Raw genomic sequence first — 17,164 nt, 5'->3', positions numbered from 1 at the left:
CCGCATGGCTTCAACCGCCCCGCCCCTGATCCTCGGCTCGATGCGCTTCGGCGACTGGGGCGCACGCCTCGCGCCTGCCGAGTTGGCGCACCTGCTCGCGACCGCCCTCGACCTCGGCATCGGCACGCTGGACCTTGCCGACATCTATGGCGGGCACACCACGAACGCGCTGGTGGGCGCCGCCCTCCGCCACGCCCCGTCGCTGCGCCCGCGCCTGCACCTGCTGGCGAAGGTCGGCATCGTGATGCCCGACAGCCCCGGCAACGCCCGGCGCGTGCAGCACTACGACCTGTCGCCCGCGCATCTCGACGCGGCTCTCGCCGCGACCCTGCGCGACCTCGGGATGGCGCGGGTCGACACGCTGATGTTGCATCGCTTCGATCCGCGTCTGGATGCCGGCGCCGTCGCCGGCTGGGTCGCCGGGCAACGCGAGCACGGCACCATCGGCGCCTTCGGCCTGTCGAACTTCCCTGCCGCGGCGCTGCCGCTGTTCACCGGCACCCTCGCACCGTCGGCCCACCAGATCGAACTCAGCGCCGCCGCGTCGCAGGCGCTGGACGATGGCACGCATGCCGCGAGCCGGGCGGCGGGCTCGGAAGTGCAGGCCTGGTCGCCGCTCGGCGGCGGCGCCCTGTTGGCGGACGATGATCGCGGCCGCGCACTGGATGCGATCGCCGGCGACTTCGGTCTCGACCGCGCCAGCCTGCTGCTGCGCTGGGTGGCCAGCCTGCCGGGCACCCGCGTCGTGCTCGGCACCACGCGACCAGAACGCCTTGCCGACGCGGTGCGGGCGGTCGAAAGCCCCCTGCCCGCCGACGCTTGGTACGCCGTCTGGCAGGCCGCGCGCGGACGGCCCGTGCCCTGAGCGCTAGACCGCGTCGATTGGCAGCTTGAGGTAGGCCACGCCGTTGGCCTCCGGCGGCGGGAGGCGGCCGCCGCGCAGGTTCACCTACACGGCCGGCAGCATCAGCTTCGGCACCGGCAGCGTGGCGTCGCGCGCGGTGCGCAGAGCCACGAAGCTGGCTTCATCGATGCCATCGCGCACGTGGAGGTTGCCCGCGCGCTCGGCGCCGATCGTGGTCTCCCACGCGTAGACGTCGCGGCCCGGCGCCTTGTAGTCGTGGCAGAGGAACACCCGCGTCTCGGCGGGCAGGCCGAAGAGCCGCTGGATGGAACGGTAGAGCTGGGCGGCGCTGCCACCGGGGAAATCGCAGCGCGCGGTGCCGTAGTCCGGCATGAACAGGGTGTCGCCGACGAAGACGGCATCGCCGATCACGTAGGCGATGCAGGCCGGCGTGTGGCCGGGCACCCGCAGGACGATGGCATCGAGGCCCCCCACGCGGAATCGCTCGCCATCGGCGAACAAGCGGTCGAAGGCCGGCACGTCCGACGGCGGGGCGATGGCCTCGCCGAACACCGGCGCGAACGCCGCGTGCACCTCGCCGATGCCCGCGCCGATGCCCAACGGGGCGTTGGCACTGCGCAGCAGCGGCGCGGCGGAGAGGTGGTCGGCGTGCGCGTGGGTTTCCAGCACCCACTGCAGGGCGAGCTCCTCGTCGGCGAGATGCCTGCGCACGGCCTCCACCGAGGTGGTGCGCGTTCGTCCGGAGGCGGCGTCGAAGTCGAGCACGCTGTCGATGACCGCACTGGCCCGGGTCACCGGATCCGCGACCACGTGCGTGGCGGTGAAGGTGGCCTCGTCGAAGCAGGTGTGGACCACCGGGCGGCGCGAGGCGTCGGCCAAGGCCGCCTCGACGATGCCGATGGCGGCCTGCAGCGGGGCGTCAGTGCGGGAATCGGACACGTGGGCGTCGGGTTCGATGAAGGGATCGCCAGTATCCGCGATCCCGGAGGCACCGCCGAGCGGCGGCGCCCTCGGGTGCTCAAGGAACGCAGCCCTGCGTGCGGCCCATACCGTCGAGCATGCTTAGAGTGTCAGAGACGTTCCAGGTGCCGAGCACACCATTCGAGAACACCGCCTTGGTTGTGATTTCCGCGAGTCGGCTTCCCGTCACCGTCCGTTGCAACGTACCGGCCCGCGTCCGTGTCGGCGAAGACAGCCGCTCACACAGGGGGCAGAACCCCGTTAACTGGTCAAGATTGATCGTCGCTGTCCCCGCGCTGCTCGGCGGACCCTCCGCCACCAGGAAACGCGCCACACCCTTCGCGTCGTACACGAACGTCGCATAGAACTCGTACGGGCCCGGGCTCGTAAGCACCTGCGCGCTGTACCCCGCCCCATTCCGGGCAGGATCAAAGTAGTGCTGGCTGATATCCGCAGGAGAGCCCCCAATCGTCGGACAACCTCGACCAAACACGCTGAATGCCTCGCTGCCCATTTGCCCGTCCAGCGTGTAGCTGAAGGTGAAGGCATCCGCACCCGTCGGCGTGGCTGTCGCCTCGCCCACCTCCGTCAGGAAGCGGCTGCCACCCACCCAGGTGCCACGGTAGATCCCACCCCGCCAGATCCCGTTGCCACCCGGCGCCGGACCCTGCAGGTAGTACCACGTCGGCGTGCTGTCTTGGAGGTAGGTGTACCAGAGACCCGCCCACTCGCCCCCCGCTGGGTAAAGGAACAGCCCGTGCCCGGACCGGCCGGTGTTGTAGTAGCCGCCCGGACGAACCGTCGGGGCCGTGCCACTCACCGTCGCCCGCACCACCACCGTCGCCGACGACGCCGTCATGTTCACTGGCGTGACGTACCAGCGGCCCGCCGCCGGGCTCGCCACCGTCACGCTCTCGTTGCCGCCCGGCGTGGTCCCGCTCGCCTGCGCCTGGTTCCGCGGCGGTGCAAGCCCGATCGACGGAACCGCACTTCCCGCCACCGGCGCCGGCACGCGGGCCAGGTACACGTCCACGTTCGATGCGCTCGTGGTCGTCACCGCCAGTTGCGTCGCCCCCGCCGGAACGTCGATGAACAACTGCTCATGACTGCCGTTTCCGCCCAGACGGAGCGTGCGGTCCTCGCCACTGACCAGGGCCAGCGCACTGCTGTCGTTCGCATTGCGCGTGAGCTTTACCGGAAACACCGCCTGCGTGGTGCCCGACAACTGCATCTGCACATAGCCCACGCGGGATTCGCCGTTGAGCAGCGTCGGGTCGTCCCACTGCACCCGCAGCGGGAAGGCCTCGCCGGCTGGAAGAATCCCCGGCGCCGTGGTGACCAAGCTGCCGTCGCTTGGCAGCAGTGGCACCTCATAGCGGCTCAGGCGACCCGTCTGCGCCAATCCCCCGCGGTTGTGCAGCATCGCCCAGTACCGGCCCGTGCCACCGGCAGGAACCGTGATCAAGAGCTCGCAGCGCTCGCCCGCCGCGCTCATCGCCGAAGTGCAGCGAACCTCGTTCTCCGAGGGCTGGCCATCGCCGTTGAGGTCTTCGCCAAGGTACAGGTCGACATCCCCACCCAGACCCGAGGCCTCGGCGAACACCTGCCAGGGCAGCGCCGAGCCCGAACGACCGGCCAGCGTACCGGCCATGTGGGCCGTCCCCGCCCGGCCACCGTCCCAAGGCGTCCCCGGCGTACTGTCCAGTGCCAGCGCAAGATCGCTGATCACCGGTGCCGAGAGCGCCGTGGAGGCAAACTGCACGCCGGGCAAGGCGCGAAGGCCTGACAGCGTTACGTCGACGAAGCCGCGCTGCGCCGGCACCGTCAGGTTGATCGGCAACTGGTTGGCGAAAAAGGCCCAAACGATCTCGGCGAACTCGATATCGCGGCTCTGGATGCCGCGCGCGTTGCTGGGCGGCACCAGCACGGTGCGGCTGGGTGAGGTGTGGCCGGCACCCTCCAGGCGCCACCACTGCAAGGGCGTGGCACCGGCGTAGTCGAAGCGCTGCGCGGGGCCGCCGTCGTTGGCATCAACCTCGACCGTGGCCTGCGTCGGCACCACGCCCTGCAGGCCGTTGATCTGCAACCAACGGTCGCGCGTGGCCTCGGCCGAGATCACCCGGCCGCGGTTGCAGTTGCCCCCCACGTTGGCGACACAGCCACCGGGCCAGGGCATCTGCAGGTCGGCATCGCCGTGCAGGATCAGGATCGGCAATGGGCGGCTGGGGCCGCTGGTGCAGGCACCAGGCTTGGGCGAAAGCGGCAGGCTGCCCGATCCCGTGGCGATGGCGCCAACGCGGTCGGCGTGGTGGAACGCGAAGGCATGCGTCATCTGCGCACCGTTCGACCCGCCCGTCATGAACAACCGGCGGTTATCGAGGCCGTACTCGGTGCCGATGCGCTGCACGAGGGCGTTGAGGAAGCCGACGTCGTCGGCGTTGCTGGCGACGAGGTTGTCGGCGCGGCAATCGACCCAGCCCGGGTTGCCGGAAGCATCGGCAGCCGGCATTCCGCCGGGGTAGACCACGACGAAACCCTCGCGATCGGCCACGGTGCGGAACACCGACAGGGGGTGGTTGCCGGTCAGCGCGACATCCAGGCCCTCGCCGCCGCCGCCGTGCAGCACGAAGACCGCGGCCCGCGGTGCGGTAAGGCCGGCAGGAACATGCACCCGGAACTGGCGCACCACGCCGTTGACCGTGATCGACTGGTCGCTCAACCCTGCCGGGTAGGGGTTCTGCGCCCGAAGCCCGCTGCCGGGCATCGACAGCAGGGCGAGCATCAAGAGAGCGAAAGCGGCGCCGACGAGCGCACGATGCGCGGCTGTAAGCTGAGGCGAATTGACGACGGCCATGGCATCGATTCGATGAGGACTGGCGTCAGACAACGTGCCATTGGCCGAAAGGTTGACCTGACCGTCGGTAAGGAGGGGCGTCCGCAAGGGACGCCCCGTCGAACTCAAAGCGCTCGATGCACCGCCTCGCCGAACAGCGCGGTGTGGTGGGCGCAGTCGTTCAGCCGCACCACCTCGAGCCGCTCGACGCTGGGGCCTTCGAGCAGGTTCAACGTGGTCGGCGCCTGGCGGAAGCCCCAGACTTTCGACAGCGGGACGCCCAGCACGCGGCAGAGGATCACGCGGTTCACCGCGTCGTGCGCGACGACGAGCAGCGTGTCGTCGTCACCAAGACCCTCGCAGGCGCGGGCGAAGCCGCGCCACGCGCGCTCCAGCACCATCGGCAACGATTCGCCGCCGGGGCCCGGCATCAGCACCGTCTCCGGGGCCTCGCGCCACGCGGCCAGCCGCTCGCCGTCCTCGGCGCGGATCTCGCTGGCGAGCTTGCCTTCCCAGGTGCCGTGGGCGATTTCCATCAGCTCCGGATCGAGGCCCAGCATCGCGGCGCGCGCGTCACCGAGCGCCACTTCCGCCGTGCGCCGCGCCCGCGACAGCGGCGAGGCCACCGCGCGGGTGATGCGGACATCAGCCAAGCGCTCCGACAGCAGGGCCGCCTGTTTCTCGCCGACGGGCGACAGCGGGATGTCGATCTGGCCCTGGTAGCGGCCTTCGGCGTTCCACGGGGTTTCACCGTGGCGTGCAAGCAGGACGCGCATGGCTCAGACCTGCTGCAGCGAGAGCACGCCGGGGATGGCGCGCAGGGTGGCGAGGTGGGCGTCGTCCATCGGACGGTCCAGCGTGATCGCCGCGCGGGCCTGGCCGTCGCCGGCCGCGCCGAGCGCGAAGTTCACGATGTTGATGCCGGCCGCGCCGAGCTGGCTGCCGACCGTGCCGATCATGCCGGGGCGGTCCTCGTTGCGCATCAGCAGCACCGGCGACAGCGGGTCGAACTCGATCTCCACGCCATCGAAGCGCACCACGCGCGGGCCGCGATGCAGCGTCGCCTCGATCTCGCGCGTGCGCTCCTGGCCGTCATCAGTGACGCCGGTGATGCGCACGCGCAGCAGGCGGTCGAAGCCATCGCCGTCGCCGCCCACGGTCTCGGCCACGGTGAGGCCGCGCGCGGCGGCTTCGGCCAGCGCGTTCACCGGCGTGACGCGGCCGGAGGCGGTGCCCAGAACCGCGGCAGTGAGCAGGCGCGTCAGCGGCTTGGCATCCAGCTTGTCGGTGCGGCCGGCGTAGGTGATGTCGAGGCGCGTCGGCGCCGGCACGAGGCGGACGGCGAGCTTGCCCAAAGCGGTCATCAGCGGCATCCACGGCCCGATCTCGCGGGCGGCTTCGGCCGAGAGCGGCGGCAGGTTGACGCAGCCCGCGACGGCACCCGTGTTGATGAAGTCGATGATCTGGCGGGCGAGGATGGTGCTGACGCCCTGCTGCGCCTCCGACGTGCTGGCGCCGAGATGCGGGGCGAGCACCATCTTCTTGCAGGCGCGCAGCGGCGAGTCCTCCGGCAGCGGCTCGGTGGCGAAGGTGTCGAGGCCGGCGCCGGCCAGGTGGCCGTCATTGACCAGCTTGAGCAGCGCGTCCTCGTCGATCAGGCCGCCGCGCGCGGCGTTGATCACGTAGGCGCCCTTCTTCATCTTCGCCAGCTTCTCGGCACTGAGGAGGTTGGTGGTTTCCTTGGTGCGCGGGATGTGCAGGGTGATGACGTCGGCCCAGGCCAGCAGGGCGTCGAGGTCCATCAGCGGCACGGCGCTCTTGGCCGCGGCGTTCGGCGGCAGGAAGGGATCGAACGCAGCGACCTCCATGCCGATGCCGCGCGCCTTGCGCGCCACCGTGCCGCCGATGCGGCCGAGGCCGATCACGCCGAGGCGCTTGCCCTCGAGTTCGAAGCCGGTGAGGCCGCTCTTCGGCCACTGGCCGGCCTTCATGCCGGCGTCGGCGGCGGGGACGTGGCGGGCCAGCGCGAACAGCAGGGCCAGCGCCTGCTCGGCGGCGGCCAGCGTGTTGCCGTCCGGGGCGTTCATCACCGCGATGCCGCGGTCGGTCGCCGCATCGACGTCGATGGTGTCGACGCCGGCGCCGGCACGGCCGATCACGCGCAGATGGGAGGCGTGGACGAGGGCCTCGGCCGGCACCTTGGTGGCCGAGCGGACGATCAGCACGTCGACGTCCGCCAGGGCGCGCGACAGCGTGCCGGGGTCTTTGATGGCGTCGACGGCTTTGACCTCCCAGCCGGCGTCGCGGAACAGGGTCAAACCGTCTTCGTGGATACCGTCGCAAGCGAGAACGCGCATGGAGCACTCCGTGGGTGAAGGGAAACGTCGGGAAGGGGCGAACCGGCCAAGGCGGCCAGAACGGGAAGGAATCGACGGAAACCCACGGAAGACGCGCCACCGCGACGGCGCAAAAGGCACAACACAGCGGTGGCGGAAAGACGGTGGATGGGCCGGTGCAGAGGCCGATGCACGGTCAGGAGACGGGGCGTCATACGCATGGGAGTCCTGAGTAGCCCGGCCAGACTACCGCCCTGCGGCACCGGTGGGAACCCCTGTCGCGAGACCCACGGCCTGCATACGGTTGCAGGCCCGACCGGCAGGGTTCATCGCCGATTCGGCGCCCGCGCCCTAGCCTCGCGCGGTCTCGTACCGGAAACCCCGCCATGCGCCTTTCGTCGACGCTCCTCCTCCTCGCCACCCTGCCCGTCGTGGCCACCGCCCAGGATGCCGCCGCCCCCGATCGCAGCTGGTCGGGCACCGCCGAATTCGGCCTCGCCATCGCCAGCGGCAATGCCGACAGCGAGACCGTCAATGGCAAGTTCGCCTTCCTGCGCGAGGAAGAGCGCTGGTTCTACGGCATCAACGCCGCGGCGCTGCGCGCCGAGTCCGACGACCAGCTCTCGGCCAACCGCTACGAGGCAGGCCTGAAACTGGGCTACGACTTCAGCCCGCAGGCCTACCTGTTCGGCACGCTGCGCCACGAGAACGACGACTTCGCTTCCTTCGAGTACCAGTCGACCGCGTCGCTCGGCGTCGGCTACCGGTTCGTCGACAGCGAAGCGACGTCGCTCCTCGCCGAAATCGGCCCGGGTGCCCGACGCGTGCAGCCGATCGACGCGCTGCTCGGCACGCCGCCGGTCCTCACCCCCGTCGAGGCCGAGACTGACGCGATCGTTCGCGGCTCGCTGGACTTCAAGCACCAGCTCACCGCCAACACCTCGCTCACCAACCTGCTGCTCGCCGAATCGGGTGGCGGTTCGACCTTCGTACAGAACGACCTCGGCGTCGCCGTGCAGATGAGCGAGCGCTACGCCCTGAAGGCCGGTTACCAGGTGCGCCACACCACCGAGGTGCCGGAGGGCATCGACAGAACCGACACCCTGTTCACCACGAACCTCGTCGTCGGCTTCTGATCAGTCCTTCTTCGGCGACCACTCAAGCGAGATCGCGATCTCGCGGCCGCGCTTGAACTCGCGGATGTTGATGCCACCCTGCTGGAACTCGACGGACGGGTCCAGCAGGTTGCGCAGGCGCACCCGCGTCGACCAGTCGCGCGCGAACCGCCACTTCCAGTTGACATCGAGCTGGCCGGCCGGCTGCTCGTAGACGTCCGGCTGGGTGTCGATGCCCACCTGCACGATCCGCTCGCCGGACATGTTGAACGACAGCGCCGCCTCGTGCGCTCCGTCCGGGCTGCTGTACCCCAGCTGCAGGTTCGCGACGAAGGGCGACTGGCCCTCCAGCGGGCGGTTGAGGTTGGTGCTGACGCCGGCGCGCGCCGGGTCGAGCACGATCTCGGAATCGATCCACGAGTAGTTCGCCGCGATGAACCAATTGGCCATGTCGACGTCGCCGAACCAGCCATCGGCCCAGCCCATGCGCTGGAAATAGTCGATCTCGACGCCCTGGTTCGTGGCCGACTCGGCGTTGGCGAGCGTCTGCAGCAGCGAGCCCGTCGCCGGCAGCAGCAGCTTCTCGATCGGCTTGTCGAACTCCTTGCGGAACAGCGCCACCGACAGCGACTCTTCCGTCGAGAAGTAGTACTCCCAGCGCAGGTCGATGTTGGTGATCTTCGCCGTCTCGAGGTCCGGGTTGCCGAAGGTCAGGATGTCGAGGATCGGATCGAGGAACGGCGCGGGCGACAGCTCCCGGAAATCCGGACGCGAAAGCGTTCGGCTCCAGCCGAAACGCAGCTGCTGGGCGTCGTCGATCATCCACGTCGCGCCGAAGCTCGGCAGCACGTCGCTCTCGTCGAGCGCGCTGTCGATGCGCTGGTTGGCTTGGAGCACCGAGAAGGTGCTCACCGACTGCTGGTTCGTCTCGTAGCGGGCGCCGGCGTTCAGCCGGAAGCGATCGTTGACGCTCACGTCGATGCCGAGGCCGACGTAGTCGACGCGCTGATCGGCGACGTAGTTGTCGGTGGCGGCGGTCACTTCCTGCAGCACGAAGCCATTCGGACCGATGTACTGCGGCACCAGCATCTGGCCGAGGCCGGGCAGCGCGATCACCTGGTTGAACAGGTTGGCGTCGCTGAAGCGGAAACCGAAACCGTAGCGCCGGATGTAGCTGTCGCGATCGCGAAGGGTGCGGCCGGCATTGAGGTCGACGGTGCCATAGATGGCACCGTCATCGAACGCGAACGGCGCCTTGAAGCCCAGGTCGAGCGAACGCGAGTCGTCGTCGAGGTTGGCCCAGGTCTGCTCGTTGCTCTCGCCGAACTGCGACAGCGTCCGGCGGCCGCCGTCATCGAAGTTGAAGCGGAACTGGCGGGTGTTCGGCGCATAGCGGCGCGCCGCGGCATCGGTGTACTGCCAGTCGAAATCGGCCATCTCCGCGAAGAACGGGATGCGGTGCTGGCCGGCGAGCTGGTGGCTGAGCAGCGAGTTCTCGATCCACTCCAGACGATAGCGCTGCAGCTGCTGGGCGTCGATGATGCCGGTCTCTTCGCGGGCCTCGTCCTCGGCCTGTCGCAGCAGCATCGAGGTCAGCGTGAACCGGTGGTCGCTGCCGAGCTCGAGGCCCAGCACGCTGAAGGCCGACAGGTCGATTTCGCGGGTGGTGCCCAGCAGCCGGGTCTCGTCGCGGATGACGAGGCCGGCGTTGCTGGCCTGCAGGTAACGGCGCGTCTCCTCCTGGGAATCCCACTGCTGCGAGTAGCGCACCGAACCAAGCAGCCCGAAACGCACGTCGTCGCCAAGGTCGAAGCGCTGCCCGCCGGCGATCGACGCGCCGAGGTCAGGCCCGACCTCCGCCATGTAGGGGTCGTAGCTGCTGTTGCCGGCCAGGCGCTCGCCCACGGCTTCGATCTCGGCCGGCGTGAAGCCGTCAGGGTTTCCGAAGCTCTGGCCGGCGAAGAAGCCGCGCGCAGCACGGACGGCATCGAGCGTCGGGTCGGGATCGCGCGCACTGCGGTCGCGACCGGTCCAATCGTCGCTACCGCCGTCGTAGCGCAGGCCGTCCTGGAACGTCGTGCCCTGCTCGCCGCCCACCGTCACCGAGGCGCGGAAGAACGGCTGCAGCGGGATGGCCTTGGTGCGCAGCTGGATCGTGCCACCGCCGAACTCGCCCGGCATGTCCGGCGTGTACGTCTTCTGCACGACGACGCCTTCCAGCACGTCGGTCGGGAACAGGTCGAGCGGGATGACGCGACGCGTGGGATCCGGGGAGGGGATCGACGCGCCGTTCAGCAGCACGGAGGAGTAGCGCTCACCGAGGCCGCGCACGTAGATGAAGCGGCTGTTGACGAGGGTAAGGCCGGTGACGCGCCGCAGGGCGACCGCGGCGTCCGTGTCGCCCGCGCGGGTGATTTGTTCGATCGAGAGGGTGTCGTCCACCGACACCGACATGCGTTCCAGGTCGACGTAGGCGGCCTGATCGTCGACGCGGACGGCTTCACCGGCGACGTTGATCGCGTCGAGCGTGGCGGTGCGCCCCTCGTCCGTCGCTTCGGCGGGCGCGGCCGCGGCGGCCTCCCGCGCCGCGAGGTCCACCGTGGTCGTGCCCTTCACCGAACTCGTCAGCGTGTAGGCCGGCGGGCGGCCGGGCACGAACTGCAGGGCCACCTGCACCTGCTCGCCGACGGCAAGGTCGAGGTCGATGGCGACCTCGCGCTGCCCGTCGCGGACGACCAAGGTCTGCGGACCCGTCGTGACCGAGCCGCCCACCACGCCCTGCGCCGAGGTCACGCCCAGCACGCGGGCACCGAGCTTGGCTTCCACACCCGAGGCCGGCTGGCCGGCCCGGTAGGCATACACCCACACCTGGGCCGCGCCGCGGGGCTGCGTCTGGACGACCGCGCCGGTGGCCGGCGACTGGGCGTGCACGGGCACGAGGGCGAGCTTGATGGCCAAGGCCATCGACGACAGGGCAAGGGCGGTGGAGCGCTTCATCACGGGACGTCCGGGTGCGGGAATGCGCGGAAGTCTGTGGCGCTTGCGTTACAGGCCGATGGCAGGCGGACGGCGTTGTCACGGATGTGAAGGGCGCGTCATGACCATCGGCACAGGCCCCCCCCTCGGCCCCGGGCGCAGCATGGCGCCTCCCCGGGCCCTTCGCCCGTCCCTGAGCCACGCCCCATGAATACCCCCGTGCTGAAGCCCTTGGCGCTCGCCCTCGGAACGATCCTGCTGGCCGCCTGTTCGAAGGCTTCCGAAGCCCCGCCGCCGGCCGCCGCGGAGACGCCCGCCGCGCCGACGCTGAGCATCGACGCCAGCCAACTCCCGCCGGTCGCGGCGTTCGCCGCCGCGGACCTCGACGCGGCCACGCCCGCGTGCCAGGACCTCAACAGCCACGTGAACGGCTCCTGGCTCGCCGCGAACCCGGTGCCGGGCGACCGCACCACGTGGGGCAGCTTCGAGATGCTGGCCGAGCGCTCGCTGCACACGCAGAAGCAGATCGTCGAAGCCGCGGCCGCGATGACCGGCGCCACCGGCACGCACAAGCTCATCGGTGACTTCTACGCCACCGGCATGGACGAAGCCGCGATCGAAGCCGCGGGCCTCACGCCGGTGCAGCCGCTGCTGGCCGAGATCGACGCGCTGGCCGCGCCGGCCGACCTGCCCGCCTACCTGCGCAACGCCGCCAAGCGCGGCGCCATGGGCCTCGTGCTGTTCGGCGGCGAATCCGATTTCCAGGACAGCTCGAAGGTCATCGGCTACGCCACGCCGGGCGGCCTCGGCCTGCCGGACAAGAGCTACTACGAAGGCGATACCCACAAGGCCGAGCGCGAGGCCTACCAGGCCCACATCGCGGCGATGCTGACGCTCGCCGGCGCCGACGAGGCCACCGCCACGGCGCAGGCCGCGCAGGTGCTCGCCATCGAAACGGCGCTGGCCAAGGTGACGTACTCGAGCGAGGAGCTGTCGCGCGACGTCTCCAAGTACTACAACCCGGTGAGCATCGACGCCGCGAACGCCATCACCCCAAGCTTCGACTGGGGCGCGTGGTTCGATGCCAACGGCGTCGCCCGTCCGGCGCAGTTCTCGCTGTCCAACCCGGACTTCTTCAAGACGCTCGACGGCCTGTTCGCCTCGGTGCCGATGGAGGACTGGAAGGCCTACTTCCGCTTCCACACGCTGGACGGCCTGGCGCCCTTCCTGCCCAAGGCCTTCGCCGACCAGAACTTCGCCTTCTACGGCAGGACGCTGCGTGGCCAGGAGCAGCAGAAGGAGCGCTGGAAGCGGGTCCTCGACACCGTCAACGGCACCGTGGGTGAAGCGCTCGGCGAGCTCTATGTCGATGTCGCGTTCCCGGCCGAGAGCAAGGCGCAGATGGAAACGCTCGTCGGCAACCTGTCGACCGCGCTGAAGGCGCGCATCGAGGCCCTCGAGTGGATGACGCCGGAAACCAAGGCCAAGGCCCTCGAGAAGTGGGCCAGCTTCACGCCGAAGATCGGCTATCCGGACGAGTGGCGCGATTGGTCCGGCCTCGCCACCACGCGTGAGAGCTACGTCGGCAACATCATCGCCGCCGCCACGTTCAACCATGCCTACCAGATGGCGAAGATCGGCCAGCCGAAGGACCGCGGCGAGTGGGGCATGACGCCGCAGACGGTGAACGCCTACTACAACCCCCTGATGAACGAGATCGTTTTCCCGGCGGCCATCCTGCAGCCGCCGTTCTTCGACCCGAAGGCCGACCCGGCGCTGAACTACGGCGGCATCGGCGCGGTCATCGGCCACGAGATGATCCACGGCTATGACGACCAGGGCTCGCGCTTCGACGCCAAGGGCAGCTTCGCCAACTGGTGGCAGCCGGCCGACGCGGAAGGCTTCAGGGGCAAGACCACGATGCTGGTCGAACAGTTCGACGCCTACGAGGCGCTGGCCGGCAAGAACGTCAACGGCAACCTGACGCTGGGCGAGAACATCGCGGATCTCGGCGGCCTCACGGTCGCGCACGCGGCCATGCTCGCGGCGCAGGGCGAGGGCTACGCCGATCCGATGGTCGAGGGACTGACGCAGGACCAGCGCTTCTTCGCCAACTGGGCGACCGTGTGGCGCCGCAACTACACCGACAAGGAAATGAACGTCCGGCTCGTCACGGACCCGCACGCCCCGGCCCGCTTCCGCGCCAACGGTGCGCCGAGCAACATGCCGGCCTTCGCGGCGGCGTTCGGCTGCAAGGACGGCGACCCGATGGTCCGCCCGGACGCGAAGCGCATCGCCATCTGGTAAGGACGCCCCTTTCCGCCGGCCCTCCTCGTGCCGGCGGACTCCAGCGGCCCGGCCTACGCCGGGCCGTTTTTTCTTGGATCGGCCGGGGCGGCGATCCTCGCGGAACGACCGCGGGCGGCTCAGTGGTGCGCGTGCTCGTCCGGGGCGGCCTCGCCCTTCGTTGCCGTCACGGCGAAGTCGATGACCGTCTCCGTGCCGCTCTCGAACACCAGGGTCACCGGCACGACGTCGCCCTCGTTCCACGAGCGGCTGACGTCGATGAACATGAGGTGCTTGCCGCCGGGCTGGAACGCCGCCATGCCGTCAACCACCAGCGGCACGCCGCCGTCGATGGGGCGCATCTGCATGACGCCGTCGACCTCGGCCATGTCGTGCAGCTCGATGCGGCCCACGCCGTCGGCCCGCGCACCCACGAGGGTCTCCGGGGTCGTGGTGTGGTTCATCAGGTGCATGTAGCCGGCGGCCACCGTGGCGCCGGGCGCGAGCGGGCGCGACCACGGCTCATGCGCCATCAGGCCGACGTGGGCGCTCGCGGCCGGCACGGCCGCCGGGGCGACGGTGCCGGAAGCGGCGGTCGTGGTCGTCGCTTCGCTGGGGGTGGGTTCGGCGGCGCAACCGGCGAGGACAAGAGCAAGGGCAGGAGCAAGGACGGCAGGGATCAGGCGCATGGTGTGCTCGGGGACGGTGGTAGGGAACTCGGTGGTGGAGGATGGCGCAGGGACGGCATTGAGGCTGCCGCATCGACCGTTCAGGTGTAGTCGAGGGCCTGCGCCTTGCCGCCGAACACGCGATAGGCGAACACGGTGTAGCCGATGATCACCGGCAGGACGACGCAGGCGCCAACGAAGATGATCATCAGCGACTCGGGGGCCGACGCCGCCTGCCAGATGGTGATGCGATCCACCACGAGGTAGGGGAACAGGCTGTACGCGAGGCCGTAGAAGGCCAGCAGGAAGATGCCGATCGCCCCGGCAAACGGCACCCAGGCACCGTATTCATTGCCATCGGCGAGGCGCGTCGGCAGCCGGCGGAGGCTGCGATCGACGATGAAGAACAGCACCGCCGTCGCCAGCGGGACCGGGGCCAGCACCACGACCCAAGGCAGCGTGAACCATTTGTCGAAGATGCGTTCGGACAGCAGTGGGGTTGCCAACGAGACGGCGGCGATGCCGAGCGCTGTCAGCCACAGGCTGCCGCGAGCCCAGCGCACCGCCTGTTGTTGCAGCGCCCCGTCGGTCTTGATGATCAGCCAGCCGGCGCCGAGCAGCGCGTAGCCGGCGACGAGGCAGACGCCGATCAGCGCACCGAACGCGAACGCGCCCCAGCCGGCGTCGAAGCCCATCACCAGCTGGCCGAGCATGTAACCCTGCGCAAGCGTGGCGATCAGCGAACCGGCGTAGAACGCGCCGTTCCAGGCCGCCTTGTGCTGGGCCTTGGCCTTGACCCGGAAGTCGAAGGCCACCCCGCGCAGCGTCAGCCCCAGCAGCATCAGTGCCACCGGCAGGTAGAGGGCTGTGAGGATCGCCCCGTGGGCCATCGGGAAGGCCACCAGCAGGATACCGACGCCCAGCACCAGCCACGTTTCGTTGGCGTCCCAGAACGGGCCGATCGAAGCCACCATCCGGTCCTTGTGCTCCTCGGAGGCACGGCGCATCAGCACGCCGACACCGAGGTCATAACCGTCCAGTACCACGTAGGCCAGCATCGCGAGGCCCATGACGACGGTGAAGGCGACCGGCAGCCAGCCCGCCGGCGTGGCCAGGTCCGGCGTGGCCGGGGCGGCCACGGCGGAGGCCGGTGCCAAAGCGGCGATGACGCCCCTCATCCTGCGCATCTCACGCCCCCTTCGCCGTCAGGGCCGCCGGGGCGTTGGCGAACGGCACCACGCCCGGACCCTCCGCCTGCGGCGTTTCCGCTCGCGTGCCCGCCTTGCGAGCCATGTAGAAGACCACGCTGATGTAGGCGGCGAGCAAGCCCGCGTACATCACGAGGTAGCCGACGAGCGTCAGTCCGATCATCGGCGCAGGCACCGCGCTGGCGGCGTCGGCCGTGGTCAGAACGCCCTGAACCAGCCACGGCTGGCGACCAATCTCCGTGGTGTACCAGCCGGCGATCACCGCGCCCCAGCCGGAGAAGGTCATCAGCACCAGCGCCCGCGAAAGCCACGGCGTCGGCTGCTGCTTGCGCTTCAGCACCCAGGCGCCCCAGAAGCCGACGGCCAGCATCGCCATGCCGATGCCCACCATGATGCGGAAGGCCCAGAACACCGGCGCCACCGGCGGATGCTGGCCTTCGAATTCGTTGAGCCCCTTGAGTTCGCCGTCCGGGTCGTGGGTGAGGATGATCGACGCCAGCTTCGGCACTTCCACCGCCATGTGCGTCTTGCGCGCCTCTTCGTCGGGGAAGCCGAACAGCACCAGCGGCACGCCGCGTTCGGTTTCCCAGATCGCCTCGATGGCCGCGATCTTCTGCGGCTGGTACTTGAGCGTGTTGAGGCCGTGGAAGTCGCCGAGCACGATCTGCACCGGGATCAGCAGCGCGCCCATGAACACGCCGGTGCGCATGGCCGCCAGCACCGCCGGGGCGCGGTCGCCGCGCAGCCAACGGTAGGCGGAAAGGCCGGCCAGCAGGAAGGCGACGGTCAGGAAGGACGCGACCAGCATGTGGCTGAAGCGCCAAGGCATCGACGGGTTGAAGACGATCGCCATCCAGTCCGTCGCGTGCGCCACACCATCACGCAGCTCGAAACCGGCCGGCGTGTGCATCCACGAGTTCAACACGAGGATCCAGAAGGCGGACATCGTCGTGCCGAAGGCGACGAGGAAGGTGGCCAGCGTGTGGATGCGGTTGCCGACGCGCTTGAAGCCGAACAGCATGATCCCGAGGAAGGTGGCCTCGAGGAAGAACGCCGTCAACACCTCGTACGCGAGCAGAGGACCCGCGATGTTCCCGACGCGCTCCATGAAGCCCGGCCAGTTGGTACCGAACTGGAAGCTCATGGTGATGCCGCTCACCACGCCGAGCGCGAAGCTGAGCGCGAACACCTTCACCCAGAAGCCGTAGGCGTCCATCCACTTCTGGTCGCCGGTCTTGCCGAAGCGCCACTTGAAGAACAGCAGCACCCAGCCGAGCGCGATCGTGATGGTGGGGAACAGGATGTGGAAGCTGATGTTGGCCGCGAACTGGATGCGGGCGAGCAGCAGCGGATCGAGTGCGTCAAGCATGGCTCTTGCCTCCGATGAAGCGGTCACGGGCGTCCAGCAACTTGCCGACTTTCTTGCCGAGCTTCATCAGCTCGACGAGACGCTCCTGGTCCATCGCGCGCACTTCTTCGAACCAGCCCGTCGTCAGTTCGATCAGGTCGTGCATCTCGCGCATGCGCGCCTGCGCGTGGCGGTCGGCAGGGTCCGCCGGCGACTCGAGCAGGGCGTCGCGCAGCATCGACAGGGTCGGGTCGACCTCGCGTTTACGCCGCTCCTCGGCCAGCGTCTGGAAGATGGCCCAGACGTCTTCGGGGGCGGAAAAATACTCCCGGCGGTCGCCGGGAAGGTGCTGGAGTTTCACCAGCCGCCAGCTCTGCAGCTCCTTCAAACCCATGCTGACGTTCGACCGCGAGAAAGCGAGGGCCTCGGCGATCTCGTCGGCATTGAGGGCGCGGGGCGACACGAACAGCAAGGCATAGATCTGCCCGACCGTGCGGTTGATGCCCCAACGGCTGCCCATCTCGCCGAAGTGCAGGACGAAGCGTTGGACCAGGGGACTGAGCATGGCA

11 protein-coding genes and 1 pseudogene are annotated in these 17,164 nt (G+C 69.5%); 3 read left to right on the top strand and 9 right to left on the bottom strand.

Translation table 11 applies throughout. The features are described 5' to 3' along the window. Positions 1-4 precede the first annotated feature (4 nt). The gene (locus tag ACYVAK_RS06985) at positions 5-865 is read left to right on the top strand and encodes an aldo/keto reductase (RefSeq protein ID WP_461059323.1); all 861 of its coding nucleotides are present in this window, start codon (positions 5-7) and stop codon (positions 863-865) included. 3 nt (positions 866-868) lie between these two features. On the opposite strand, the pseudogene ACYVAK_RS06980 reads toward ACYVAK_RS06985, so the two are convergent. From ACYVAK_RS06980 to serA, 4 genes and pseudogenes are all read right to left on the bottom strand, one after another. Next, positions 869-1,744 (bottom strand): annotated as a pseudogene (locus ACYVAK_RS06980) (MBL fold metallo-hydrolase). Between the two features lie 139 nt (positions 1,745-1,883). After that, entirely contained in the window at positions 1,884-4,679 is a 2,796-nt protein-coding gene (locus ACYVAK_RS06975) for a hypothetical protein (protein ID WP_461059321.1), read from the bottom strand. Between the two features lie 104 nt (positions 4,680-4,783). Then, complete coding sequence (locus tag ACYVAK_RS06970; protein WP_461059319.1) at positions 4,784-5,434, bottom strand: histidine phosphatase family protein; 651 nt, start codon at positions 5,432-5,434, stop codon at positions 4,784-4,786. Between the two features lie 3 nt (positions 5,435-5,437). After that, complete coding sequence (serA, locus tag ACYVAK_RS06965; protein WP_461059317.1) at positions 5,438-7,015, bottom strand: phosphoglycerate dehydrogenase; 1,578 nt, start codon at positions 7,013-7,015, stop codon at positions 5,438-5,440. Positions 7,016-7,380: 365 nt separating this feature from the next. Here serA and ACYVAK_RS06960 point away from each other — a divergent pair, with 365 nt between their 5' ends. Beyond that, positions 7,381-8,130 carry a DUF481 domain-containing protein gene (locus ACYVAK_RS06960; RefSeq protein WP_461059315.1) on the top strand — a complete coding sequence of 250 codons (750 nt, stop codon included), beginning with the start codon at positions 7,381-7,383 and terminating at the stop codon, positions 8,128-8,130. Here the strand turns inward: ACYVAK_RS06960 and ACYVAK_RS06955 are convergent, their stop codons facing one another. After that, positions 8,131-11,106 (bottom strand): TonB-dependent receptor domain-containing protein, encoded by a 2,976-nt coding sequence (locus tag ACYVAK_RS06955; protein ID WP_461059313.1) that lies wholly within the window; start codon positions 11,104-11,106, stop codon positions 8,131-8,133. 186 nt (positions 11,107-11,292) lie between these two features. Between ACYVAK_RS06955 and ACYVAK_RS06950 the strand changes: the two genes are divergently transcribed. Next, on the top strand, positions 11,293-13,392 hold the full coding sequence (locus ACYVAK_RS06950) for a M13 family metallopeptidase (RefSeq protein WP_461059311.1): 2,100 nt from the start codon (positions 11,293-11,295) through the stop codon (positions 13,390-13,392). A 119-nt stretch (positions 13,393-13,511) separates the two neighbouring features. On the opposite strand, the gene ACYVAK_RS06945 is transcribed toward ACYVAK_RS06950, so the two are convergent. The 4 genes from ACYVAK_RS06945 to ACYVAK_RS06930 all read right to left on the bottom strand — a co-directional run bounded on the left by ACYVAK_RS06945 (position 13,512) and on the right by ACYVAK_RS06930 (position 17,160). Further along, positions 13,512-14,060, bottom strand: a complete 549-nt coding sequence (locus ACYVAK_RS06945) for a copper chaperone PCu(A)C (RefSeq protein WP_461059309.1) — start codon at positions 14,058-14,060, stop codon at positions 13,512-13,514. Positions 14,061-14,140: 80 nt separating this feature from the next. Continuing rightward, on the bottom strand, positions 14,141-15,226 hold the full coding sequence (locus ACYVAK_RS06940) for a cytochrome d ubiquinol oxidase subunit II (protein WP_461059307.1): 1,086 nt from the start codon (positions 15,224-15,226) through the stop codon (positions 14,141-14,143). Between the two features lies 1 nt (position 15,227). Next, a complete protein-coding gene (locus ACYVAK_RS06935) occupies positions 15,228-16,616 on the bottom strand; it encodes a cytochrome ubiquinol oxidase subunit I (RefSeq protein ID WP_461059305.1) in 1,389 nt (462 codons plus the stop codon). Beyond that, complete coding sequence (locus tag ACYVAK_RS06930) at positions 16,609-17,160, bottom strand: GbsR/MarR family transcriptional regulator (protein ID WP_461059303.1); 552 nt, start codon at positions 17,158-17,160, stop codon at positions 16,609-16,611. The genes ACYVAK_RS06935 and ACYVAK_RS06930 overlap by 8 nt, the downstream gene beginning before the upstream one ends. Positions 17,161-17,164: the final 4 nt, after the last annotated feature.

The organism is Silanimonas algicola (assembly GCF_054777375.1).
This window is presented reverse-complemented; position numbering and strand designations above follow the sequence as displayed.